Genomic DNA, 23,843 nt, shown 5'->3' with positions numbered 1-23,843 from the left:
TTCTGTTCCCATCGCCTCAAGGTGTGGAGACACACCCCAAAATAATCCGCCGCTTCTCTCGGTTTTACATACCTAGCCATACCAAGCAGCCATACTGAACATATTGTACATTATTTTCAGTATAGTCGAGCATATCATTGACTAGAGTCATGCTCTACTTTAGCCCCAAGGATCCCGGAGAGCAGCCGCAGCAGCCAATCCCCCCTACCCCTGAGATTTCAGCCAATTCGACGCCTCCACGGCAAAGCACAGCATCATTTGATAGTCTGGTTTGGGGGCCACCTGTATCCCCCCTCAACCCTGGCAAGGCATGGCGGAAAACCGGACTGGCGCGTTTGTCGGCGGGCTGCTGTTGGGAACGGCGGTGGGCACGGTCATCGGTCTGCTTTTGGCTCCCCGCAGCGGACGGGAGACGCGGCGACTGCTGAAAAAATCGGCAGAGGCCCTGCCGGAAGTGGCAGAAGACGTGACCACCAGCCTGCAATACCAATCGGAAAAGCTGCTCGACTCCGCCCAAAAAAGTCTGGATGAGGCCCTGCTGCGGCTGCAGCAGGCAGTGGCGGTGGGCAGGGAAGCCATGTTGCAGAAACGGCAAGAGCTGATGCAAGCCCAAAACCTGCGTCCCCTCGCCCGGGAGGAAGCCGACTCAGAAGCCCAAGGTCGGGAGGAGGCGGCGCGATGACCGAGCCGGTATTTTGGTTGGGCCTCTCGGTAGGTCTGGTGGCAGTGGCCATTTTGGCAGTGATCCTGACCCTGTTGCCCGCCGTCATTCAATTGGGTCGAGCCGCCCAGAGCGTGGAACGCTTTTTCGACACGCTGCTGCGGGAGTTACCGCCCACGCTGGAGGCTCTGCGTCTGACCAGCTTGGAAGTGAGCGAGATCGCCGACAGCCTCGACGAAGGGGTCAAGGGGGCCGGACAGGTGGTGAAGCAGGTGAACCGCTCCCTGGAAGGGGCCCGCAAGCAAGCCCGCGGCGCTCAGGTCAATGTCCGCAGCTTTTGGGCAGGGGTACGGGCGGCCTGGCAGGCGCTGTCCAGCGAGACTCCCCCCACCGCCATGGGTAACTCTCAGCTGCGCTCGGGCCAGGCTGGCCGTTCTTTCTCTGCTGCTGTGCCAAGCATTTCCTTGGGAGATATGGGTCTTTCCGCCGGCAAGGCAACACCAGAGGGATCCCAGCCTTCCCAACCCGATGCCGCCAATTCTTAGGAGCTACTTGAGTATTCTCTGGAAGACGGGCACAGGAGGTTGGGGCTCTTGCCCAGGCGGAAGCCGGCCCCAACGGGCATCGGGATCCCAGCGCAGTTGTGCGACATCCTGCAAAGGAAACCCCATCTGCTGCAGGATCTTGAGGCTGAGGTTGGGAATGATGGGCGAAAGGGCCACGGCCACCCAGCGCACGCTTTCCAAAACGGCGTAGAGGATCTGGGCCACCTGCTCGCTTTGCCCTTGTTTGTGCAACGTCCAGGGGGCCTGCTCGTCGAGGTATTTGTTGCTGGCCTGGGCCAAGCTGAGAGCTTTGCGGGCGGCAGAGCTGGGATCCAGCCGCTCGTAGGCGTCGGCCACTGTCGGGGCCAGGCGCTCGGCCAGGGTTTTGAGGGGGTGATCCGCAGGGATCTCGACGGCGGGGATGCGGTAGTCGGGCTGGTATTTTTTGAGCATATTGAGGGTGCGGTTGAGCAGGTTCCCCAGGTCGTTGGCTAGGTCAGCGTTGAGAACCTCGATGAAGCGGCCCTCACTAAAGTCTCCATCCTTGCCCAGCTCAATTTCAGTCAAGAAATAGTAGCGCACGGCATCGGCACCGTAGCGCTGCACCAGCTCAAAGGGATCCAGCGTGTTGCCCAGGCTTTTGCCCATCTTGAGGCCATCTTTGGTGAGAAAGCCGTGGCCAAAGATCTGTCTGGGCAGCGGCAGCCCTGCCGACATGAGCATGGCCGGCCAGTAGATGGCGTGGAAGCGGACGATATCTTTGCCCACCAGGTGCACGTCGGCAGGCCAGTAGCGGCGCAAGGCGTTTTCCAGCGTCGGCTCGTCCTCGGGATCCACGGCGGCGCTGAGGTAGTTGATGAGGGCATCAAACCAGACGTAAAGGGTTTGGCTGGGATCCGCCGGGAAGGGGATCCCCCAGGAGACGCTGGGGCGAGAGATGGAGAAGTCCCGCAGGCCCTGCTTGACAAAGTTGATCACCTCATTGCGGCGGCTTTCTGGTTGAATGAACTCCGGGTGCTCCGCATAGAGGGCTTCCAGTTTTTCCTGGTAGCGAGAGAGGCGAAAAAAGTAGTTTTCTTCGTCTTTCCACTCCACTTTTTTGTTGGGGTGAAGCGGGCAAAATCCGCCTTCTAAGAGCTCTGACTCGTCCTTGAACTCCTCGCAGGCAACACAGTACCAGCCCTGCTGCCGGCCAACGAAAATATCCCCCCGATCCCACACTCGCTGGAAAAACTCCCGCACAATGGCTTTGTGGCGAGGGTCGGTGGTGCGGATAAAGCGGTCGTAGCGGATGTCCAGCAACTGCCAAAGCTGGGCAAACTGGGCCGCGATCTCGTCGCAGTGCTGCTGCGGGGGAAGGCCGCGCTCTTCGGCGGTGCGCTGGATCTTCTGGCCGTGCTCGTCGGTTCCCGTTACCATCAGCACATCCTTGCCCCGCAGGCGATGGTAACGGGCGATGGCATCCGCCGCCAGGGTGGTGTAGGCGCTGCCGATGTGGGGGGCAGCGTTGACGTAGTAGATCGGCGTGGTGATGACGAAGGTGGAATTCGGCATGAGCACTCGCAGCGCTTTCCCCCATGATAAAAGTTGCCGGAAAGTCCGACAGGCCCAGTTACGGGGCGGAGGTGGGATGAAACTTCTGTTCAACCTCAAGGGATGGGGCGGCGGCCTTGTGGGGGCCGGGATCCTGGGCGCCGGGGCGGCTCTGGCCCAGCCCTTGTCGGAAACCCGCATCCCCTGTGAGATCTTCATCGCCGGGGGCGGGCTGGGGGGGGTGGCAGCGGCCTACGAGGCTCTGCAACTGGGCCGACAGGTGTGCATGACCGAGATCACCGACTGGATTGGCGGCCAGGTGAGCGCCCAGGGGGTCTCGGCTTTGGATGAGCGGCCCTTGCAGCGGGAAAACGAGATCTTTCCCCAGGGCTATAGAGAGTTTCGCCGCCGGGTGCGGGAAAAGTACGGCGGTGATCCCAATCCCGGCAAGTGCTGGGTGAGTGTGCTCTGCTTCTCGCCCCAGGTGGGCCACCAGGTCCTGCGGGAGATGGTGGATCCCTATCTGCAGTCGGGGCAGTTGCGGCTGTTTACCGAGACGGTGGTCAAGGACTTGCAGATCGAGGATTACCAAATCCGCAGCGTGCAGGCCATCCGCAACATCCCCAAACACGCCGGCGTCCAGCCGGAGAATCGGGGGGATCTCTCCAGCTACTTTCTGAATTTTTACCGCCTAGAGCCCACCGAGGATTGGGACAAAGAGATCCTGCGCTTTGAGCCGCCGCCAGAACGCCAAGGCAAAACCCTGCCCTGGGTGGTTATCGATGCTACCGAAACCGGCGAGCTGCTGCCGCTGGCGCGGGTGCCCTACCGCCTCGGCACGGATGGGGAAAGCCGCTGGGAGCCCAGCTCCAAGCCCTACAGGGATCCCTACTGCACCCAGGGGTTTACCTACACCTTTGTTATGGAGCGCTCTGCTGTGCCGCAGGTGCCCATCAAGCCCAAGTTCTACAACGACCCGCTGCACGGCCCCTACTACAGCTTTGAACATCCACGCTTTAACTTTGGGATGGTCTTTACCTACCGCCGCATCCGCGGCCAGGTGTTTGGCTTTGGGGAAGAGGCCATCCGGGTGGGGGATCAATCCATGCAAAACTGGACCTGGGGCAACGACTGGCGCATCACCGGGCCGGAGATGAACCTGATTCTCACCCACGAGCAACTGCAAGCCTCAGGCCAACTGGATCCCGGCGGCTGGATGGGGGGCTTGCGGGTGGAGGCGCTGCGGCGGGCCGAGCAGCATGCCAAGGGCTTTTTCTACTGGCTGGTGGCGGGGCGGACGGATTTTCTGTTGCAGCAGGCGGATCCCGACTTTCAAAAAGACTTTTACCTGCGCTATGCCTACCTGCGGGGGCCCGATAGCCCCATGGGAACTGCCAGCGGCCTTTCCAAGTACCCCTACATTCGCGAGTCGCGGCGCATCATCGGTCGGCCCAGCCCTGCCTACCCGCAGGGATTTACCATCTACGAGTCGGATATCACCACGCGAGAATCGGAGCTCAATCGCGGGCGGCCCTTTATTTTCTACGACTCGGTGGGGGTGGGCCAGTACCCCATCGACTTTCACGATTGTCTATTGCCGGATTTTTCCCTGCCCCCCAGCCACAACCAGGATGCCCAGGCCCCCAGCTACCCCTACCAGATCCCACTGCGGGCTTTGATCCCCCAGCGCATCGACAACCTCTTGGCCGGCAACAAGAACATTGCCACCAGCCGCATTGCCAGCGCCTCCTATCGGGTGCACCCGGTGGAATGGGCCATCGGCACAGCCGCCGGCCACACGGCCCACTTTGCCCTGGAGCGGGATCTGATCCCGGCGGAGATCCTGCGCGAGCCGCTGCTGGACTTGCGGCTGTTGCCGGCTCTCCAGGCCCAGATCCAGAGCCTGGGCAATCCCATCCAATTTCCCGGCACCACCATCACCGCCACTGAGTGGGCCCAATCTCGCTAGCCTAGAAAGGCAAGGTTGGGAGCTGGCCGATGGATGCTATGGGGGTTGAACTGGGGGGACTGGAGGCGATCCGCCCTTCGTTGTGGGCGGCCACAGCCCTGTGGAGTCTGGGGCTGATGTGGGGCTTGTCGCCGCTGCACCGCCGCCTGCAGGAGGGTTGGGAAAAACAGTTGGCCTGGGATCCCAGCGGAGCTCTGGCCTCTTTGCTCAGCGTCCTTCCTTTCTTGCTGGCAGCAGCGGTGGTGGTGGCCCTCACCGAACTCTCTTTGGGCAACAGCTGGGCCGTCTCCTGGGGTCTGATTGCCTGCGTTGGCGGTGGCCTCTACGAGCTGGGCCGGCGGGACAATGCCCGCTAAGCGCTCTGGGCCGGCCCTCACCCCCAGCCCCTTTGACAACGCCAAGTTAGAGCGACTTGAAGCGATGACCCCCCTCGAAGAAGCGGCGGAAGCGGCGGCTAAGCTGCTGGTGTTTCGGGAAATCTGCGCCCACCCCTTGGCCCTGACCTGGCAGGAGCTCACCCAGGAGTTGATGAGCGGGGATCCCTTGCCCTGCTGGAGAGCCTACGGACGCTGGTTTGAGCTTTTGGCCCAGGAGGGCTTGAGCTGGCGGGAGTGGCTAATCCGAGAGATCCGCTGGGCCGATAACCCTTTCTCGCGGGCGGCGCTTCGACCCCAAGGGATCCCAGCCCCCCTTGTGCAAGCGGCCCGCCACGATCTCCGCTGCCTGCAGATCCTGGCCGATAGCCAGGAGACCATTGCCGAGCAGATGCGGGCGCTGGGCCTGGGGATCCCTTGGCCGGATGGGGAAGGGGAGAGCCCTGGCTGGGATCCGCGCTCTTTTGCCGACTGGGGCCTGAGCCTGGAGGCGCTGATCGCCCACTACCGCCGAGCGGGGGTGGGGCTCTGTGGCCGCTATTGGGCCTTTCGCTGGGGGCCGGCAGGGCTAGAGGGGATCCCCACTCCCGACTTGCCCGACTGGGAAGAGATCTACGGCTATGAACGGCAGAAACGGCAGTTGGCTGCCAACACCGAAGCCCTGCTGCGGGGGGATCCGGCGTTGCATGTGCTGCTCTATGGGGCGCGGGGCACCGGCAAGTCTTCGCTGGTGAAGGCGTTGCTGCGCCGCTACGGTTCCCAGGGGCTGCGCCTTTTGGAGCTGAGACGGGGAGATTTGGGTCAATTGCCTCAGATCTTGGCAGATCTGGGAGGGTGGGGGCTGCCCTTTGTCCTGTTTGTGGACGATCTCTCCTTTGAGGCCGACGAAACTGAGTTTAAGCAGCTCAAGGTGCTCCTGGAAGGAGATCTTGTTCCACCACCGCCCAACGTCCGTCTCTACGCCACCAGCAACCGCCGCCACCTTATCCGCGAGTTTTTTGGCGATCGTCCCAGTCCCCAAGATCAAGAGGTCCACGCCTGGGATACGGTGCAGGAAAAGCTGTCGCTGCGGGATCGCTTCGGCCTTACCCTTACCTTCACCCCTTTTAGCCAAGCTGACTACCTGGCCACGGTAGAACACCTGGCGCAACGGCTGGGCCTCCCGCACCCTTTAGATACCTTGCGCCGCCAAGCCCTCCTCTGGGCGCAACAGCAGAACGGCTTTTCCGGTCGCACCGCCCGCCAGTTCCTGCATGCCTTGCAGGCCGGCCTGGTGGAAGTTGGATAGCCGCAGGCCGGCTGAGGTCTGGAGTTTTCGTCATAGGGACGAACCTGTCGGTTGCTGCAATTGCAAACTCCCCTTCAGGGAAGAGCCGGGGGCGAGGAAGACTACAGCAGCCACTCGGAGGCGCGCTCTCCCACCCCTTGCAAATTCAAAGGAATGGCCACCGCCTTGCCTATGCGGGGTTTCTGACGGGTAGCCTCAATTTCTCGCTGCACCGCTTCCCACACGCCCCACGCCTGCAAATGGGCCATGACAGACTCCAGGCGAGCCAGATACTCGGCTTCGCTCAAGGGGAAAGAGGGCTGCTCCAGGTAGCGCCACATCACCAACAGAACCACCCTGCCCCCCATGCGGCGCAGTTGCACGTCGTAGGAATAGCCCCACTTCTCCCGCAGCAAAGCTTGAAAGTCGGATCCCGTCATGGTCTGGCTCGGATTGGGTTGGGACTGAGCTGGGCCGCAGCAGAAAAACCGCCGCCTCTTCCCTTGCACTTCCTTTAGCTTTGCATTTCTTAATGATATTAGCCAAGGAGCTCGGTTAGGATGATGTCGTTTGTCAACGAACATTAAAACTTCTCAGGTTTGTACTGGCCATTATGACGGAAGCGGTTAGCAACTTCGAGGCACCCCCCATGAGCCGGCGGGTTTTTCTGAATGCCCTCCTCAGCAGCTCGGTGGGGGTGGTGGTGGTGGGCACCCTCTACCCGGTGGTGAAGTATTTTATTCCGCCCTCTTCCGGTGGGGCAGGAGAAGGTGTGATAGCTCAAGATGCTCTCGGCAAGCCCATCAGCGTCAGTGAGCTGTTGGCCACTCACGCCGCCACGGATCGCGTGCTGGCCCAAGGCTTGAAGGGGGATCCCACCTACATTGTGATCGACAACGGGGCGGTGGCCAACTACGGCCTCAACGCGGTTTGCACCCACCTCGGCTGTGTGGTGCCCTGGAACGCGGGGGAAAACCTGTTCAAGTGCCCCTGCCACGGATCCCAGTACGCGGCCAACGGCAAGGTCATCCGGGGGCCGGCTCCCCGCTCCCTGGAGCTGGTGAGCGCCACGGTGGACGGCGACAACGTTCGCTTCAGCCCCTGGCAAGGCCCCGATTTCCGCGAGGCCTGAGGCGTTACGATAGGCTCCAGAGAGACCCCTGTAAGGGGCCACAGCCGGGTCAGAAGTGGGGGAAAAGGCCAGAGAGGTTGCTGCGCTAGTCCTGGCTAGAGCATGAGTTGTGAGCTTTGAGGAGATTGCCCCAAAGGGCTTGCGAGAATTTTGATTGAGATTCTGAGCTAACTTATGAAGCGAATTTACTTGGCCTTGTGTGCGCTGCTGCTGTTGCTGGGGACGGGATCCCCTCCGGCAGCAGCCTATCCGTACTACGCCCAGATGGCCTACGACAACCCGCGCGAGGCCACCGGGAAAATCGTCTGTGCCAACTGCCACCTGAACGCCATGCCTGCCCGTGCCGAAGTGCCGCAGGCAGTTACCCCGGGCCAGGTGTTCACCATCAAGGTCGGGATCCCCTATGACTTGAGCAAGCAACAGGTGTTGGCGGATGGCAGCAAGGGCGGCTTGAACGTTGGCGCTGTGGTGGTGTTGCCAGAAGGCTTCCGCCTGGCCACCGAGGAGGAGATGACGGAGGAGCAGCGCCAGGAAACCGCTGAGACCTACATCACTCCCTACAGCGACGAGAAGCCCAACATTCTCCTGGTGGGTCCCCTGCCCGGCGAGCAGCACCAGGAAATCGTCTTCCCGGTGGTCGCCCCTGACCCGAAGGAGGATCCCTCCGTGGCCTTCATGAAATATCGGGTTTACATTGGCGCCAACCGCGGTCGTGGCCAGATCAACCCCGATGGCAGCCTCAGCAACAACAACGTCTTCCGCGCTCCTGCCACGGGTCGTCTGACAAGCATCGCCACCATCGAATCTGACCTCAGCGATCTGCCGCCTGAGCTGGCCGCCCTGGTGCCGCCCGAATACGAGTTGCCGGGCACGCGGGTGCTCAGCTTCGAGACTGAAGGCGGACTGAAGCACTTGGTGGTGCCGCCGGGGCCGGAGTTGGTGGTTAACATTGGCGACAGCGTCCAAGAAGGGGATCCGGTTACCAACAACCCCAACGTGGGCGGCTTTGGCCAAGTGGAGCGGGATCTGGTGCTGCAGAACCCGGAACGGGTGAAGTGGTTGGTGGCCTTCCTGGCAGCGGTGGCCATCACCCAGCTTCTGCTAGTGCTCAAGAAAAAGCAAGTGGAGCTCATCCAGGCGGCAGAACTTTTGGGCTAGCTTGCGCACTTATTCTTCGCGAGAGTCTTCCCAGCACCTCGGAGCCAGCCGGGGTGTTTTTTTAGGGAATCCTCAGCTCTCCCGCTATCACCAGCACCGCCTGCCCGGCAATCTCCACCCGAGTGCCGAGATCGCGACACCACAGCTCGCCTCCCCGCGCCGAGAGCTGGCGGGCTTTGAGCTCAGTCCGGCCCAGGCGCTGCGACCAATAGGGTGTCAACAGGCACTGGGCAGACCCGGTCACCGGATCCTCCGGGATCCCCAACTGGGGGGCAAAAACACGACAGACAAAATCTGGCTGGTCTTCTAGATCCCCTCCCGAGGCAGTGACGATCAACCCAGAAACAGGCAGTGCCTGAACCCGCTCCCAATCCGGCTGCAGCTGCTGCACCTGCTGGGCCGAAGTCAGCACCGCTACCCCCATGCTGCCGCGGTACAACTCCAGAGGAGGGATCCCCAATGCCGCAGCCACCTGCTCTTGGCCTTCCGGCCAGGGTTGCGGGAACTGGGCGGGAAAATCCATCGCCAGCCGCTCCCCCTGCCGCCGCACCTGCAGCCGGCCACTGCGGGTGGAAAAGGCCACCCCCTGAGCTTCCGGGTGAATCTCGGTCAAGAGCACATAGGCGCTGCCCAACGTGGCATGGCCACAGAGTTCTACCTCCGTGGTGGGAGTAAACCAGCGCAGCCCATAGTGGGGAACCTCGCCTTCGGATCCCTGGGGCAGCAAAAAAGCCGTTTCCGACAGATTGTTCTCCGCCGCAATTGCTCGCATCAAAGCTGCCGGCAGCTCCTGAGGCAGCAAACACACCGCTGCCGGATTGCCCTTAAAAGGCACTGCCGTAAACGCATCCACTTGAAACAACGGGATCCGCACCTGCTTGCCCAACCTACCTCAGGCCATGATCCCACAACAGGCCCAGAAGTAGGGGGATCCGCACCCCGACCGTACCCGCCAAAAGCGGGATCCCACCGACAGAGGCTATTGTCAGGCCAGAAAGTTGGCTGATAAACTAGCACTCGTAAGTCGAGAGTGCTAAGTCGCTTCCCTTCGGGGAAGTGGAACTAATGGAAATGAAAACTTCAGCTTCGTGCTTTAGGATCACGGAGGACATTCGTCATGGCTGCAGTAGCTCTTAACGTCTCTACCCTGAAGCCGCTGGGCGACCGCGTGCTGGTCAAAATCGCTCAGCAGGACGAGAAAACCGCAGGTGGGATCTTCTTGCCGGACACTGCCAAGGAAAAGCCCCAGGTGGGGGAAGTGGTTGCTGTTGGCCCTGGCAAGCGCAACGACGAGGGCAAGCTGATCCCGATGGAACTGAAAGCCGGCGACAAAGTGCTCTACTCCAAGTATGCCGGAACCGAAGTCAAGCTGGGCAGCGATGAATATGTGCTGTTGGCCGAGCGGGACATTCTCGCCATTGTTCAGTAATAGTCAGTGATTCAGCAGCAGTTCAACGAACGATTGAATCCTTAAGACTCTGTTTCACCCTTACCTGCATTTGCATCGGAGAGGTTGACTATGGCCAAATCAATCATCTTCAGTGAAGAAGCCCGCCGCGCCCTAGAGCACGGCATGGATATTTTGGCAGAAGCCGTAGCCGTTACCCTGGGTCCCAAAGGGCGCAACGTCGTGCTGGAGAAGAAGTTTGGCGCACCCCAAATTGTTAACGATGGGGTAACCATCGCCAAAGAGATCGAGCTGGAAGACCACATTGAAAACACTGGCGTCTCCTTGATCCGTCAGGCGGCTTCCAAGACCAATGACACGGCTGGGGACGGCACCACCACCGCCACCGTCCTGGCCCACGCCATGGTTAAAGAAGGGCTGAAAAACGTGGCCGCCGGCGCCAACCCGATTGCCCTCAAGCGCGGCATCGACAAAGCCGTGAAGTTCCTGGTGGACAAGATCGCCGAACATGCCCGCCCGGTGGAAGACTCCAAAGCCATTGCCCAGGTGGCGGCCATTTCCGCCGGCAACGATGAGGAAGTGGGCCGCATGATCGCCGAGGCCATGGACAAAGTGGGCCGCGAAGGGGTGATCTCCCTGGAAGAAGGCAAGTCCATGACCACTGAGCTGGAAGTGACGGAGGGGATGCGCTTTGACAAAGGCTACATCTCCCCCTACTTCGTCACCGACACGGAGCGGATGGAGGCGGTTCTGGAAAACCCCTACATCCTGATTACCGATAAGAAAATCACCCTGGTACAAGACCTGGTGCCGGTGCTGGAGCAAGTGGCCCGCGCCGGTCGTCCGCTGCTGATCATCGCCGAAGACATCGAGAAAGAAGCCCTGGCCACTCTGGTGGTGAACAAGCTGCGGGGCGTGCTGAGCGTGGTGGCGGTGAAAGCGCCTGGCTTTGGGGATCGCCGTAAGGCCATGCTGGAAGACATCGCCATCCTCACTGGCGGTGAGGTCATCAGCGAAGAGCGCGGCCTGAAGCTGGAGAACGCCCGTCTCGACTCCTTCGGCTCGGCCCGTCGCGTCACGGTAACCAAAGACCACACCACCATCGTGGCGGAAGGCAACGAAGCGGCTGTCAAAGCCCGCTGTGAGCAAATCCGTCGCCAAATTGAAGAAACCGACTCCACCTACGACAAAGAAAAACTGCAAGAGCGCCTGGCCAAGCTCTCCGGCGGTGTGGCGGTGATCAAAGTGGGCGCGGCCACCGAAACTGAGATGAAGGATCGCAAGCTGCGCCTGGAGGACGCCATCAACGCCACCAAGGCGGCGGTGGAAGAGGGGATCGTCCCCGGCGGCGGCACTACCCTGGCGCACCTGATGCCGGCGGTAACGGAGTGGGCGCAGGCCAACTTGTCCGGCGATGAGCTGGTAGGGGCCATGCTGGTTGCCCGCGCGCTGGGCGCTCCGCTGCGCCGCATTGCCGAGAATGCCGGCCAGAACGGCTCGATCGTGCTGGAGCGGGTGAAAGAGAAACCCTTCACGGTGGGTTACGACGCCCAGAACGACGCCTATGTGGATATGTTTGAGGCGGGCATCGTTGACCCGGCCAAAGTCACTCGCTCTGCCCTGCAAAACGCCGCCTCGATTGCCAGCATGGTGCTCACCACCGAGGCCATCGTGGTGGACAAGCCGGAGCCCAAGAGCAACAAGCCCGCTGGCGGTGGCGGCGGCGTGGATGACTACGACTACTAATCTTCGGGCAGGAAGAGGCAGAGGCTTCGCCAGCTAGCGGAAAGTCTGCTGCCTTGTCAGAGCAACCATCTTCCGGGATCCCGGCTGGGATCCCTTTATTCTTGGGCATTTCCCTCTCCCAGGCGTCCGGGGGGTGAGGGCGAGCCATCCTACTAACGGAAGGAGAAGGCGGCGTGGCACGGTTAATCTGCATTGGCCTAGACCTGGCCTGGTCGGCCCGCAACCCCTCTGGCGTGGCAACGCTGGAGGTTGAGAGCGGGGATCCCCAAGCCCCGAACCTGACGGGCCACCTGCGGGACAACCGCCTCTTGCAAACCGACCAGGAGATTGTGGACTACATCCAAGCCCAAGCGGGAGGGGATCCCTGCCTGGTGGCGGTGGATGCCCCCCTGCGCGTCCCCAACCCCAGCGGCCAGCGGCGGGCGGAAGCCGAGCTGAACCGGGTGTTTCGCGCCTATGCCGCTGGCGCCCACCCGGCCAACCGCCGCCTCTTGGCCAAAAACGGCCAGGTGCGAGGGGAAGCCTTGGTGCAAGCCCTAGCCAGTTATGGCTTTCGCGAGCAGGCCAGCATCGAGCAGGGATCCCTGGCCCGGCAGATCACCGAAGTCTTCCCCCACAGCGCCATGGTGAGCCTGTTTGGCCTCAGCCGCAGCCTCCCCTACAAAGCGCGTCCCCGCCGCACCTGGCTGCAACGAGAACAGGCGTGGCGGCTGTACCAGCAACATCTGCGCGCCTTGGCCAGCGCCGATCCGTCTCTGCAAGGCCACGAGCCCCTGCTCCAAGTGGAGGTGGGATCCCTTAGGGGCCGCCAACTCAAAAACTACGAAGACCAAGTCGATGCCTTAATGTGCGCCTACATCGCCCTCTACGGCTTCCGCTGGGGATCCGAGCGCTGCCACAGCTTCGGCAACCTGCAAGAAGGCCACATTTTCACTCCCCTGCCCCCCTCATTGCAAGGGAAGAGCCCTGTTTCCTCGCCGGAAACTCCACAAGGGCTTTAACTCGGGCGAGGGTATGGCTTCTGCCAGACCGGCCAGACTTCCGTTGAGGCAGAGACAAGCGAAGCTAAACCGGAGGGAAAACCCGGCTCTTGCTAGTCTCAAATCACACGTTGGCGGCATGATAGGAAGAAGGGATCCTGTCAGAGGGGAGGGAAATGAACGCACAACTGGGGCGCAATCGGCAGGCAAGACGCGCTTACGGGCTGGATGAGATTGCGCTGGTGCCGGGCAGGCGAACCCTGGATCCCAGCTTGGTGGACACCCACTTCACCCTGGGAGGGATCCAACGGCCCATCCCCATCATCGCCAGCGCCATGGACGGCGTGGTGGACGTCAAGATGGCCATCTTGCTCTCCAAGCTGGGGGCAATGGGCGTGCTCAACCTGGACGGGATCCAAACCCGCTACGCCGATCCCGATGAGGTGCTGGATCAGATTGCCGCGGTCGGCAAAGACGAGTTCGTTCCCCTGATGCAGCGCCTCTACAGCGAGCCGGTCAAGCCGGAGCTGATCCAAGAGCGCATCCGCCAAATCAAAGCGGCCGGCGCCATCGCGGCCGCTAGCTGTGTGCCCGCCCACGCAGCTGAATATGGCCCCCTGGTGGCTGAAGCCGGGGGGGATCTGTTTTTCGTTCAGGCCACGGTGGTTTCCGTTCACCACAAGGTTCCCGAAGGCATGGAACTGCTGGATCTGGCCCAATTTTGCCGGTCGATGCCCATTCCTGTTGTGGTGGGCAACTGCGTTACCTACGATGTCGCTCTGGAGCTGATGCAGGCCGGAGCTGCCGGTGTCTTGGTGGGGATCGGCCCTGGCGCTGCCTGTACTTCCCGCGGCGTGTTGGGGGTGGGGGTACCACAGGCTACAGCGATTGCCGACTGTGCCGCTGCACGGGAGCAGTTTTTGGCGGAAACCGGCACCTATGTCCCTGTGATTGCCGATGGGGGATTGGTGACCGGTGGCGACATTTGCAAGGCCATCGCCTGTGGAGCGGACGCAGTGATGATCGGATCCCCCTTGGCCCGCGCCTATGAGGCCCCCGGTCGCGGCTTTCATTGGGGCATGGCTACCCCCAGCCCCATCTTGCCCCGCGGCACCCGCATCCGCGTGGGATCCACCGGCACCCTGGAAGAGATCTTGTGCGGCCCCGCCCGCCTCGATGACGGCACCCACAACCTCTGGGGCGCCCTGCGCACCAGCATGGCCACCCTGGGCGCCGCCAACCTCAAAGAAATGCACCAGGTGGAGATCTGCATTGCCCCCTCCCTTTTGACCGAGGGAAAGGTCTACCAAAAGGCGCAGAGCCTGGGCATGGGGAAATAGCCTCCCGGCAATGCTAGACTCGGTGAGCTGGGATCCCCCAGGGCGGTTAGCTCAGCGGTAGAGCGCCTGCCTTACAAGCAGGATGTCACTGGTTCGAGTCCGGTACCGCCCATCCCCGCTTCAGCCCGCGACTTAGGAGCTCTGTCTCGGCTTTGGCGTGCACCCGCTAGTCAGGGTCGGATCCCTGAGGTAAAGTAATGGGTATGGGGCCTGGAGCGTCTGCCGCCGTTGAGCCTCACGTTGAGTCTCATTCAAAAAGAAAAAGTGTGTAAAGTGGTAGACGATGTGAAACAGGGCTGTACCATGTTTTTCGAGGGTCCGCAGTTGTCAGACTCGTGCTTGAGTTAGACAGTTGACTACCTCTAGAAGACATCGCCACAGCCGAGACAGGTGTGAGGACACAGAACAAGGAGAGAAACATGCCCGCGAAACACGCGAACTACTGGAAAACGTTGCTGGCCGGCACCCTGGGTGCAGCAGCAGTCTTGACCCCTGGAGTGGCCTATGCCCAAGCTACTGGGCCCGTCACCTCCATCTCTGAACTTTCTGATGTGCAGCCCACTGACTGGGCTTTCCAAGCACTGCAATCGCTGGTCGAGCGTTACGGCTGTATTGCCGGCTACCCTGACCGCACCTTCCGCGGCAACCGGGCCATGACTCGCTTTGAGTTTGCCGCCGGTATGAACGCCTGCTTGGATCGCATCAATGAGTTGATTGCAGCCGGTTTGGCCGACAAAGTCTCCAAGGAAGACGTGGCCACTCTGCAGCGCTTGCAAGAGGAATTTGCTGCTGAGCTGGCAGCCCTGCGCGGGCGGGTGGATGCGGCAGAGGCTGAGATTAACGATCTGAAAGGGAAGATCTTCAACCCAGTTACCAAGCTTAACGCTCAGGTCATTACCGCAATTCTTGGTAGCGCTCTTACAGAAGACCGGGTCGTACAAGGAAGAGTGGTAGCCGAGCAAAATCAGGCAAACATGACTCTTCCCTATCGGGTACGCCTGAACTTCGATGCCTCCTTTGTTGGCCGGGATCGCTTGCGTATCCGCCTACAAGCTCGCGATGCGGTTACTACCTTCTTTGAGGGTGACCCAGGCGTTGGCTTCCAGGGGGGTGCAGGTGGTACCTTCACCCTTGCCCAGCTGGTTTATCAATTCCCTGCTTTCGACCGCGCTGCTACTATCTACACGGGCATTACGGGTACGGGAGTGTCGAGCGTTCTGCAGTACAGCACGCCCTTTGATGCCCTGTCGGACTTTGCCGATGCTCCCAACTCTACGGCAGATGTGCCCAGCGGAACCCTATTTGGTTTTCGCTACCGTTTGAGCGACCAGTTTCGTTTAGCCTACGCCTACAGCACCAGAAGAGGTCAAGCTCTGGGGAGAGGCTTTGGCGATAGTGGCTTAACAGGTGATGATAGCGCTCACACCGTCGAGCTGGGCTTCTTGCCGACAAAGGGTCTGGAGTTCTACCTCCAATTTGCTTCCACCTACCTGCAGCAGGCGAACGACGGCCCCACCTTCCTGGCCACGGGTAAAAGTCTCTTCCGTGGACCGGTAAGAAGAACGCAGGTCAATGTCTCTGCGCGGGTAAACGCCTTTACAGTCGCAGCCAACTGGGAAATCAGCCCTCGCATTACCTTGTCTGGCTGGTTTACGGCTGGCAATGTGGATTACAACCTGCCCAATGTGGTACCGGCTGGTACTGTTGATCCGGGAGAGGAAGACTTTAATGGTTTCCTCTTTGGCTTTGTTTTCCCTGACCTCTTTGTGGAGGGTGCCAAAGGCGGGATTGTATTTGGGCAGCCAATCGTGACCACAGACAACGACGGAGTGTGGGATACTCGCCCCTTCGTTGTGGACGTCTACTACAGCTTCCCGGTCAACGAGTACATTACTCTAACGCCTGCTGCCTACTTTGTGAGCAACCCCAATGGCGGCAGACCCGGAGACAACGACCCAACCATCGGCGTGGGGGCTTTGCGAGCTGTGTTTACTTTCTAGTTCTTAAAATCCCTGCGCTGACATCCAAGTTGCTAAGTAGGGATCCACTGGGTTGGATCCCTTCATTGAATAAGAATAATCAACTCCTCTGTGGGGATAAGGATGCTGACATTGAAGAGCTTGAGGTTGAGCTTAAGACGAGGCCATGGGCTACAAAAAGCGCACTGCGTGAGATCTGCCCAGGTCTTTGCCACAGGCTCGGTGTAGGTGTGAGAATGGCGGGAACAGATACCCATGTCTTGGCCACAGATGTGGGGACACCGCATTAACTGTAGGGCAGGCCGGACAGCAAGAGGATGTGGACTTCGGCTGTATCATAATCTCCACATCATGTCTTCACCGAAGTCCGCAGTTGCCAGACTTGTTCTTGAGTTAGGCAATTGGTTACCTCTAGAAGACATCCCTACAGCCAAAAAGGTGTGAGGAAAAGAACAAGGAGAGAAACATGCCCGTGAAACACGCGAACTACTGGAAAACGCTGCTGGCCGGCACTCTGGGTGCAGCAGCGATTCTGACCCCTGGAGTGGCTTATGCCCAAGCTACCGGGCCGGTCACCTCCATCTCTGAGCTTTCGGATGTGCAGCCCACCGACTGGGCCTTCCAAGCCCTGCAATCCTTGGTGGAGCGCTACGGTTGTATTGCCGGCTACCCTGACCGCACCTTCCGCGGCAACCGGGCCATGACTCGCTTTGAGTTTGCCGCCGGTATGAACGCCTGCTTGGATCGCATCAATGAGTTGATTGCAGCCGGTTTGGCCGACAAAGTCTCCAAGGAAGACGTGGCCACTCTGCAGCGCTTGCAAGAGGAATTTGCTGCTGAGCTGGCAGCCCTACGCGGGCGGGTGGATGCCCTGGAGGCCGATGTTACTGATTTGAAAGGGAAGGTCTTCAACCCGGTTACCAAGTTGAATGCCCAAGTCATCGCCGCTGTTGTAGGCAGCGCTCTCACGGAAGACAGAGTTGTTGATGGGAAGGTAGTGGCAGAGCAAAACCAAGCCAACATGACTCTTCCCTATCGGGTACGCTTGAACTTCGATGCTTCTTTTGTGGGTCGCGATCGCCTGCGCATTCGTCTCCAAGCTCGCGATGCTGTGACTGAGTTCTTTGATGGGGATCCCGGCCTTGAGTTTGGCGGCCGTGGCGGCGGCACTTTCACCCTGGCCAAGCTGATCTACCAATTCCCAGCTTTCAACCGAGCAGCTACCATCTACACGGGTATCGTTGGCTCAGGTGTGTTCGATGTATTCAACTACAGCACACCCTTCGAAGCTCTCTCCGACTTTGCTGATGCTCCCAACTCCACGGCGGATGTGCCAGGTGGAGCTCTGTTTGGCTTCCGCTACCGCCTTTCCGATCAACTGCGCTTGGCCTACAGCTACAGCACCAGGAACGCTCAAGCCTTGGGCAAGGGCTTCGGCGACAGCGGTATAACCGGTAGCGACAGTGCCCACGCGGTAGAGCTGGGCTTCCTGCCGAATGAAAATCTAGAGATTTACCTGCAGTTTGCCAGTACCTATCTGCAGACGGCAAACGATGGCCCTGAGTTCTTGGCCAACGGTACAGCTCTTTTCCGTGGCCCTCTGAGAGTAACCAATGTGTCCACCTCTGCACGGGTGAACGCCTTTTCTGTGGCTGCCAACTGGGAGATTACCCCGCGGATTATTGCGTCTGGCTGGTTTACGGCGGGCAACGTTGACTATAACCTGCCCAACGTGGTACCGGCGGGCACCATCGATCCGGGCGACGAAGACTTCAACGGCTGGCTGTTTGGCTTTGCCTTCCCAGATCTGTTCATTGAGGGTGCTCAAGGGGGTGTGGTTTTTGGCCAGCCAATTGTGACCACCAAAAATGAAGGAGTTTGGGATACCCGCCCGTTCATTGTGGATGTTTACTACAGCTTCCCGGTGAACGAGTACCTCACCCTTACCCCGGCAGCCTACTTTGTGAGCAACCCCAATGGTGCTCTACCTGGGGACAACGACCCAACCATTGGTGTGGGCGCTCTGCGGGCAGTGTTTACCTTCTAACCCCTTGCTGTCCTGCCTAGGTTAAAAACAACTTAGGGATCCGCCACTGCGGATCCCTTTTTTATAGCAAGTCTCCCAAGCCTTGCCCTTGCACCGAAATACATCGAGTTGGAGCTGGCGCCGGGATCCTTCTCAAGACAAGTTAGGGGTTACAAAAGGCGCACTGAGCGGGATCTGCCCAGGGCTCTGCCACAGGCTCGGTGTGGGTGTGGGAACAGCGAGCACAGCCATATACCCAAGCCTTGGCCACGGGGGTGGGGGCGCCACATTGGCCGCAGGGCAGTCCAGAGACCGAGCGGATCTGCCAGTAGCCAGGAGTGCCGCAGGCCGGGCACAGGCTTTGGGCTTTGGCGATTAGGTTTTGGGTGGCGGCTGCGATAACCTGGAGCCGGGTTGGGTTGTACAGGGCCCGCATGTCGGTTTCCAGATGCAGGCCACCCTGCCGAGCCAGCAGCTCCCCCACCACCTGCTTCAGGGTTGCTTCGTCTTGGATTCCTTTGTGGATAACCTGGGGCTTTTCTGGCCGGTCGAGGGCGATCAGGGCGTGCTGGGGAAAACCCGCCCTTTGGGCAAAGTCCAGCGCTTCTGCCCAGCTCTGCACCCAGCGATGGCTGAAATTGGTTTGGGTGCTCTCTGCATAGCCGACCAGCTCCAAGGGCTCCGCGCCGGGTTCAAAAACCCTGAGCATGACCCACTCCTGATTCCAAGGGATCCAAGGGATCTGGGGGTGGGGGCCAAAGGATCCCTCGCTGGCCAAAACCAAAGAGGCGGGATGAGCTTGGCGGGCTCTCTCAATTTTCAGGCGTAGGGTGTGGATGGGATCCCCTGGCCGAGGCCGCTCCCGCGAGAAGGTGCCCAGTTGGTCGGTGTCCAGAGGTATCACTTGCACCTGGATCCCCAGGTGGTGGGCCAAGAGAGGGCCGATCACCTGCTCTTTGCGATGCAGGGTTGCCAAGTAGGCAACCCGACCTTTCCAGTGCATAGATCCAGAACTGACCCAGATCCGGCAAACGAAGTCTGCAGCTTTCTTGTTGGGCTCATCGGAGGGCTCAAACCAGGGGGCTGGGTTCTAGCGGCAAGCCCAACTGGGCGACGGCCTCGGCCAAAGCGGCCTCCCGGCTCTCCACAAATCGCTCTGCCGGCAAGGGCAGATGCAGGCTTTCCAAGCGCTGCCGGATCCGACCCTTGGCCCCGACGATCCACACCTGTTTGCGTTGATCTAGAGCTTCGCGGATGGCATTTTCCAAGGACAGCGTCGCCGAAACGCCTAGCATCGGCACATCGGACAAATCCAAGACCAAAGCCTGGCAGGAGGCCACCGCCTGGTGTTGGCGGGAAATGGCCTGGGAAACCCCGAAGATCATGGGCCCGCTCAGGTAAAATAGCAACACCTGACCGCGGCCCTGGCGCAGCAATTCCTTTTCCCGCGGGGTGAGATCTACGGCATCGTCCGCATCGGTAATGGCTTTCACCTCTTCCGCTTGCAGCTCGCTCAGACGCTGAATGGTGAGCAAATTGGCCACAAATACCCCTACCCCCACGGCGGCGATGAGATCCACGAACACCGTCATGAACATCACCCCGTACATAATGGCTGCCCCTTTGAGGGAGAGGCGGTGGGCCCGCTTCAGGAAGCTCCAGTCGAGGATATCCACCCCCACCTTAAAGGCGATCCCCGCCAGCACCGCCATCGGGATCCCTTGGGTGAGGGGAGCGGCAAACAGCACCACCATCAAGAGGATGAGGGCGCGGGTGATGCCCGCCAAGGGCGTACGTCCCCCTGACTGGATATTCACCACCGTGCCCATGGTCGCCCCCGCCCCCGGCAAGCCCCCCAGGAAGCCGGAGACCAGGTTGGCGATCCCCTGCCCGATCAGCTCTTGGTCGGAGTCGTGGCGGGTGCGGGTGAGGTTGTCGGCAATCACCGCCGTCAAGAGGGTGTCGATACAGCCCAGCATGCCCAGCACCACCCCGTCCAACACCAAGCTGGCCAGGGAAGCAAAGGGCAACTGCGGCCATTGCACCTGGGGCAAGCCGGTGGGGATGGGCCCGATGCGCCGCAAATCCCAGTCAGCCATGAACAAGTTGGCCACCAGCGTTCCCAGCACCAGGGCCACCAACTGGGGCGGCACCACTCTTCGCCAAGGCTTGGGATAGCCAAAGAGGATCGCAAGGGTCAGCAGCCCCAACCCCAGTTCCGGGAACTTGAGATTGAGCAGGTAGGTCGGCAGGTTCTGCACCGCCCCGATCACTCCCCCCTGGCTGGCGTGGCCCAAAAGGGGCGGGATCTGCAGCAAAATCATGATCCAGCCGATCCCCGACATAAAGCCGGAGATGACGCTGTAGGGCATAAGGGTGATGTATTTGCCCAGCTTCAGGGATCCAAACAGCACCTGAAACAGGCCCCCCACCATCACCACCGTGAAGGCCGGCCCCAGTCCCTGGTTCGGATAGCTGGCGGTAACCTTGGCAATGACTGCCGTCATCATCACCGTCATCGGCCCGGTGGGCTCGGAGATGAGGGTGGGAGTGCCGCCGAACAGGGCAGCAAAAAAGCCCACACACACCGCCCCATACAAGCCCGCCACCGGCCCGGCACCAGAAGCCACCCCAAAGGCCAGGGCCATCGGCAGCGAGACAATAGCCGTCGTCAGGCCACCGAAGAGATCCCCACGCCAGTTTTCTAGGCTCAGACGCCGACGCCAAGCCAGCACTCCCCCACCTTGCCCCGTCACTTGGCCCAACATGCCCCACTGCCCTCAATGCTATAGGCAGCCTATCATTGAGCGTTACCATAACGCCCCGATTAGAGGATAGATTTTTATCTATAAATGTCTTCAGGGATCCCCTTGGGACAGGGGGCAGCTCCGGGCAACTCCCTCTGCCCCGGCAAAAGGCAATGGTAGACTAGACGCAGGCGCACTTTATTTTAGTTTCCTGGGTTGCCGACCGTTGGCCGGCAATGGCGATTGCTGCTGCGACAGCTTTGTAACCTCGAACCGTGCCCGCGCCCAAGCCGACCGGGATCCCTCACCTCTACCCCCACCCATGAGCGACAACGAATTGACCGCGCGCATCATCTCCACCGACCTGCAGCGGGAGATGGCGCAGTCCTACCTGGAATACGCCATGAGCGTGATTGTCGGGAGGGCTCTGCCGGATGCCCGCGACGGCCTCAAGCCGGTGCATCGCCGCATCCTCTACGCTATGCACGAGTTGGGCCTGACGGCGGATCGCCCTTTTCGCAAGTGCGCCCGCGTCGTGGGGGATGTGATCGGGAAATACCATCCCCACGGGGATCAGGCGGTTTACGAAGCCCTGGTGCGCATGGCCCAGGACTTCTCCATGCGGGAGCGCCTGGTGGACGGGCACGGCAACTTCGGCTCCATCGACAACGACCCGCCGGCGGCCATGCGCTACACCGAGTGCCGCCTCACCGCTTTTGCCCAGGAAGCCCTGCTGCAGGATATCGACGCCAACACCGTCGACTTCATCGACAACTACGACGGATCCCAGCAGGAGCCGCTGGTGCTGCCGGCGCGGATCCCGCAGTTGCTGTTGAACGGTTCTTCTGGCATTGCCGTGGGCATGGCCACCAACATCCCGCCCCACAACCTGGGAGAGCTGGTGGACGGCCTGATCGCCCTCATCCACAACCCCAACCTGACCAGCCTGGAGCTGATGCAGTGGATCCCGGCCCCCGATTTCCCCACCGGCGGGCTGATCATGGGCCAGGAAGGCATCCGCGAAGCCTATACTACCGGGCGCGGCTCCATCACCTTGCGGGGGGTGGCCACGGTGGAGACCATCGAGCAGCGGGGCCGACCGACGCGGGAGGCCATCATCATCACCGAGCTGCCCTACCAAACCAACAAGGCAGCCATGATTGAAAAAATTGCCGAGCTGGTCAACGAGAAAAAACTGGAGGGCATTGCCGACATCCGCGACGAAAGCGACCGCGAGGGCATGCGGGTGGTGATCGAGCTGAAGCGGGATGCTCAGCCTCAGGTGGTGCTCAACAACCTCTACAAGCAAACCCCCCTGCAGAGCAACTTCGGGGTCAACATGCTGGCCATCCTCAACGGCGAGCCGCGCACCCTGACGCTGCGGGACGCACTGCAGGCTTTCTTGGATTTTCGGGCAGAGGTGATCGAGCGGCGCACCCGCTACGAGCTGCAGAAAGCCGAAGAGCGGGATCACCTGTTGCAGGGCTACCTTTTGGCTTTGGGGCAGTTGGATCGGGTGATCGCCCTCATCCGCGGAGCCGCCGATGCCGCCACAGCCCGAGCTGAGTTGCAGGCAACGTTGGGCCTGAGCGAAGCGCAAGCCGATGGCATTTTACAGATGCAACTGCGCCGCCTCACCGCCCTAGAAGCGGAGAAAATCCAGGCCGAACACGAAGACTTGGTGAGGCAAATTGCCGATTTGCGGGATATTTTGGCCCGCCGGGAGCGGGTGATGCAGATCATCAGCGAAGAGCTGCAGCAGCTCAAGAGCCGCTTTGCCAGCCCGCGCCGCTCCCGCCTCTGCCTGGAAGACTGTGAGCTCAAGGTTGCCGATCTGATCGAGAACCGCGAGACGGTCATCTTCCTCACCGAGCAGGGCTACATCAAGCGCATGGACCTTGAAGAGTTCCAGGTGCAGGGGCGGGCCACCCGCGGCAAGGCCGGCGCCCGCATCAAAGACGACGATGCCATCGAGCAGTTTTTTGCCTGTCGCAGCCACGACACTATCCTCTTTTTCACGGATCGGGGGATGGTCTATACCCTGCCCGCCTACGAGATCCCGCAGGGGAGCCGCACCGCCCGCGGCAGCGCCATCGTCCAGTTGCTGCCCATCACTCGGGAAGAGCGGGTTACCTCGATGGTGCCCGTGAGCGAGTTCAGCGACGACGAATACTTGGTGATGCTCACCCGAGCGGGCTACATCAAAAAAACGGCCCTCAGCGCCTTTGCCAATGTGCGTTCCAACGGCCTGATTGCCATCTCTCTGGAGGAAAACGATGAGCTGCGCTGGGTGCGCCGCGCCCGCTCCAGCGACGATGTGGTTATGGCGACCCGCCAGGGCATGTGCATCCGCTTCCGGGCAGATGACGAGCAACTGCGCCCCCTGGGGCGAGCCACCCGCGGCGTGCGGGCCATCACCCTCAACCCCGGCGACGACATCGTCAGCATGGACATCATCTTTGCCGAGTCGGTGATGGCCGCTGAGCGAGAGGGGGAGAGGCTGGCCAACCCCTGGGTGCTGGTGATTACCAAAGAAGGGCGGGGCAAGCGCTCGGCCATCGACCACTTCCGCCGGCAAAACCGGGGCGGCAAGGGGGTGATCGCCACTAAGTTCCGCCAGGAGTCGGATGAGCTGGCTGCCCTGCGCATCGTCAATGCCGAAGACGAGATCCTGTTGGTAACTGCCAGAGGCATTGTCATGCGCCAGTTGGCCAAGGCCATCCCCACTCAGTCTCGCGAGGCGACAGGGGTGCTGGTGCAGCGCTTGGATCCGGAGGACAGCATTGTAGGAGTGACGGTGGTGCCCGCTTCGTTTATCAGGGATCCGGCGGAAGCTGAAGAGGAGCCGGCAGAGGGGATCCCCGAGGCCGACGGTTGATCTCCGAGGCGGCGCCTCCCGAGGTACGGCATTTGCCGCCTCAAAGGGGTGGGATCCCGTACCGAAGGCGGCGAGGCTCGGGTGTTAGGTTTGACATAGC

At 60.9% G+C, this 23,843-nt stretch carries 19 protein-coding genes, 1 tRNA gene and 1 pseudogene; 15 read left to right on the top strand and 6 right to left on the bottom strand.

Going from position 1 to position 23,843, the window contains the following annotated elements; genetic code table 11:
* A pseudogene (locus SYN60AY4M2_RS13865) lies at window positions 1-80 on the bottom strand (IS607 family transposase); the annotation flags it as partial.
* Between the two features lie 230 nt (window positions 81-310).
* Between SYN60AY4M2_RS13865 and SYN60AY4M2_RS01295 the strand changes: the two are divergent.
* Window positions 311-682: a YtxH domain-containing protein gene (locus tag SYN60AY4M2_RS01295; RefSeq protein WP_011430244.1), complete on the top strand. Its 372-nt coding sequence runs from the start codon at window positions 311-313 to the stop codon at window positions 680-682.
* A complete protein-coding gene (locus SYN60AY4M2_RS01290; RefSeq protein ID WP_011430245.1) occupies window positions 679-1,206 on the top strand; it encodes a hypothetical protein in 528 nt (175 codons plus the stop codon). The genes SYN60AY4M2_RS01295 and SYN60AY4M2_RS01290 overlap by 4 nt, the downstream gene beginning before the upstream one ends.
* 3 nt (window positions 1,207-1,209) lie before the next feature.
* Here SYN60AY4M2_RS01290 and metG read toward each other — a convergent pair whose 3' ends face one another.
* Window positions 1,210-2,760 carry a methionine--tRNA ligase gene (gene metG, locus SYN60AY4M2_RS01285; RefSeq protein ID WP_011430246.1) on the bottom strand — a complete coding sequence of 517 codons (1,551 nt, stop codon included), beginning with the start codon at window positions 2,758-2,760 and terminating at the stop codon, window positions 1,210-1,212.
* 76 nt (window positions 2,761-2,836) lie between these two features.
* Between metG and SYN60AY4M2_RS01280 the strand changes: the two genes are divergently transcribed.
* The 3 genes from SYN60AY4M2_RS01280 to SYN60AY4M2_RS01270 are packed head-to-tail and all read left to right on the top strand — an operon-like array spanning window position 2,837 to window position 6,370.
* Window positions 2,837-4,708 (top strand): FAD-dependent oxidoreductase, encoded by a 1,872-nt coding sequence (locus SYN60AY4M2_RS01280; protein WP_240527667.1) that lies wholly within the window; start codon window positions 2,837-2,839, stop codon window positions 4,706-4,708.
* A gap of 29 nt (window positions 4,709-4,737) precedes the next feature.
* Window positions 4,738-5,064, top strand: coding sequence for a hypothetical protein (locus SYN60AY4M2_RS01275; protein WP_011430248.1), 327 nt, complete (start codon window positions 4,738-4,740; stop codon window positions 5,062-5,064).
* Window positions 5,054-6,370 carry an ATP-binding protein gene (locus tag SYN60AY4M2_RS01270; RefSeq protein WP_228375489.1) on the top strand — a complete coding sequence of 439 codons (1,317 nt, stop codon included), beginning with the start codon at window positions 5,054-5,056 and terminating at the stop codon, window positions 6,368-6,370. Before SYN60AY4M2_RS01275 ends, SYN60AY4M2_RS01270 begins: the two co-directional genes overlap by 11 nt.
* Window positions 6,371-6,471: 101 nt before the next feature.
* Here the strand turns inward: SYN60AY4M2_RS01270 and SYN60AY4M2_RS01265 are convergent, their stop codons facing one another.
* Complete coding sequence (locus tag SYN60AY4M2_RS01265; protein WP_041439037.1) at window positions 6,472-6,789, bottom strand: DUF3067 family protein; 318 nt, start codon at window positions 6,787-6,789, stop codon at window positions 6,472-6,474.
* Window positions 6,790-6,962: 173 nt separating this feature from the next.
* Between SYN60AY4M2_RS01265 and SYN60AY4M2_RS01260 the strand changes: the two genes are divergently transcribed.
* On the top strand, window positions 6,963-7,481 hold the full coding sequence (locus SYN60AY4M2_RS01260; RefSeq protein WP_011430251.1) for a cytochrome b6-f complex iron-sulfur subunit: 519 nt from the start codon (window positions 6,963-6,965) through the stop codon (window positions 7,479-7,481).
* A gap of 174 nt (window positions 7,482-7,655) precedes the next feature.
* Window positions 7,656-8,639 (top strand): apocytochrome f, encoded by a 984-nt coding sequence (locus SYN60AY4M2_RS01255; RefSeq protein ID WP_099812137.1) that lies wholly within the window; start codon window positions 7,656-7,658, stop codon window positions 8,637-8,639.
* Window positions 8,640-8,700: 61 nt separating this feature from the next.
* On the opposite strand, the gene SYN60AY4M2_RS01250 is transcribed toward SYN60AY4M2_RS01255, so the two are convergent.
* Window positions 8,701-9,513, bottom strand: coding sequence for a PhzF family phenazine biosynthesis protein (locus SYN60AY4M2_RS01250; protein ID WP_011430253.1), 813 nt, complete (start codon window positions 9,511-9,513; stop codon window positions 8,701-8,703).
* Between the two features lie 243 nt (window positions 9,514-9,756).
* Here SYN60AY4M2_RS01250 and groES point away from each other — a divergent pair, with 243 nt between their 5' ends.
* The 7 genes from groES to SYN60AY4M2_RS01215 all read left to right on the top strand — a co-directional run bounded on the left by groES (window position 9,757) and on the right by SYN60AY4M2_RS01215 (window position 18,139).
* A complete protein-coding gene (groES, locus tag SYN60AY4M2_RS01245; protein ID WP_011433225.1) occupies window positions 9,757-10,068 on the top strand; it encodes a co-chaperone GroES in 312 nt (103 codons plus the stop codon).
* A gap of 90 nt (window positions 10,069-10,158) precedes the next feature.
* Window positions 10,159-11,793, top strand: a complete 1,635-nt coding sequence (gene groL, locus SYN60AY4M2_RS01240) for a chaperonin GroEL (RefSeq protein WP_011430255.1) — start codon at window positions 10,159-10,161, stop codon at window positions 11,791-11,793.
* Between the two features lie 173 nt (window positions 11,794-11,966).
* Entirely contained in the window at window positions 11,967-12,794 is an 828-nt protein-coding gene (locus tag SYN60AY4M2_RS01235) for a DUF429 domain-containing protein (RefSeq protein ID WP_099812136.1), read from the top strand.
* 155 nt (window positions 12,795-12,949) lie between these two features.
* Window positions 12,950-14,113 carry a GuaB3 family IMP dehydrogenase-related protein gene (locus tag SYN60AY4M2_RS01230; RefSeq protein WP_099812135.1) on the top strand — a complete coding sequence of 388 codons (1,164 nt, stop codon included), beginning with the start codon at window positions 12,950-12,952 and terminating at the stop codon, window positions 14,111-14,113.
* Between the two features lie 40 nt (window positions 14,114-14,153).
* Window positions 14,154-14,225: transfer RNA gene (locus SYN60AY4M2_RS01225), tRNA-Val, on the top strand.
* 307 nt (window positions 14,226-14,532) lie between these two features.
* On the top strand, window positions 14,533-16,113 hold the full coding sequence (locus SYN60AY4M2_RS01220; protein WP_099812134.1) for an iron uptake porin: 1,581 nt from the start codon (window positions 14,533-14,535) through the stop codon (window positions 16,111-16,113).
* A 445-nt stretch (window positions 16,114-16,558) separates the two neighbouring features.
* Complete coding sequence (locus tag SYN60AY4M2_RS01215) at window positions 16,559-18,139, top strand: iron uptake porin (protein WP_099812133.1); 1,581 nt, start codon at window positions 16,559-16,561, stop codon at window positions 18,137-18,139.
* A gap of 142 nt (window positions 18,140-18,281) precedes the next feature.
* Here SYN60AY4M2_RS01215 and SYN60AY4M2_RS01210 read toward each other — a convergent pair whose 3' ends face one another.
* Window positions 18,282-19,121 (bottom strand): DUF6671 family protein, encoded by an 840-nt coding sequence (locus SYN60AY4M2_RS01210; RefSeq protein ID WP_099812132.1) that lies wholly within the window; start codon window positions 19,119-19,121, stop codon window positions 18,282-18,284.
* Window positions 19,122-19,188: 67 nt separating this feature from the next.
* The gene (locus tag SYN60AY4M2_RS01205; protein WP_011430261.1) at window positions 19,189-20,886 is read right to left on the bottom strand and encodes a SulP family inorganic anion transporter; all 1,698 of its coding nucleotides are present in this window, start codon (window positions 20,884-20,886) and stop codon (window positions 19,189-19,191) included.
* Between the two features lie 301 nt (window positions 20,887-21,187).
* Between SYN60AY4M2_RS01205 and gyrA the strand changes: the two genes are divergently transcribed.
* A complete protein-coding gene (gene gyrA / locus SYN60AY4M2_RS01200) occupies window positions 21,188-23,743 on the top strand; it encodes a DNA gyrase subunit A (RefSeq protein WP_099812131.1) in 2,556 nt (851 codons plus the stop codon).
* The last annotated feature ends 100 nt before the right edge of the window (window positions 23,744-23,843 follow it).

It is taken from the genome of Synechococcus sp. 60AY4M2 (genome assembly GCF_002760375.1).
Lineage (GTDB): Bacteria > Cyanobacteriota > Cyanobacteriia > Thermostichales > Thermostichaceae > Thermostichus.
Note: the sequence above shows the minus strand (reverse complement) of the source record. Positions and strands in the feature narration are given on the sequence as shown.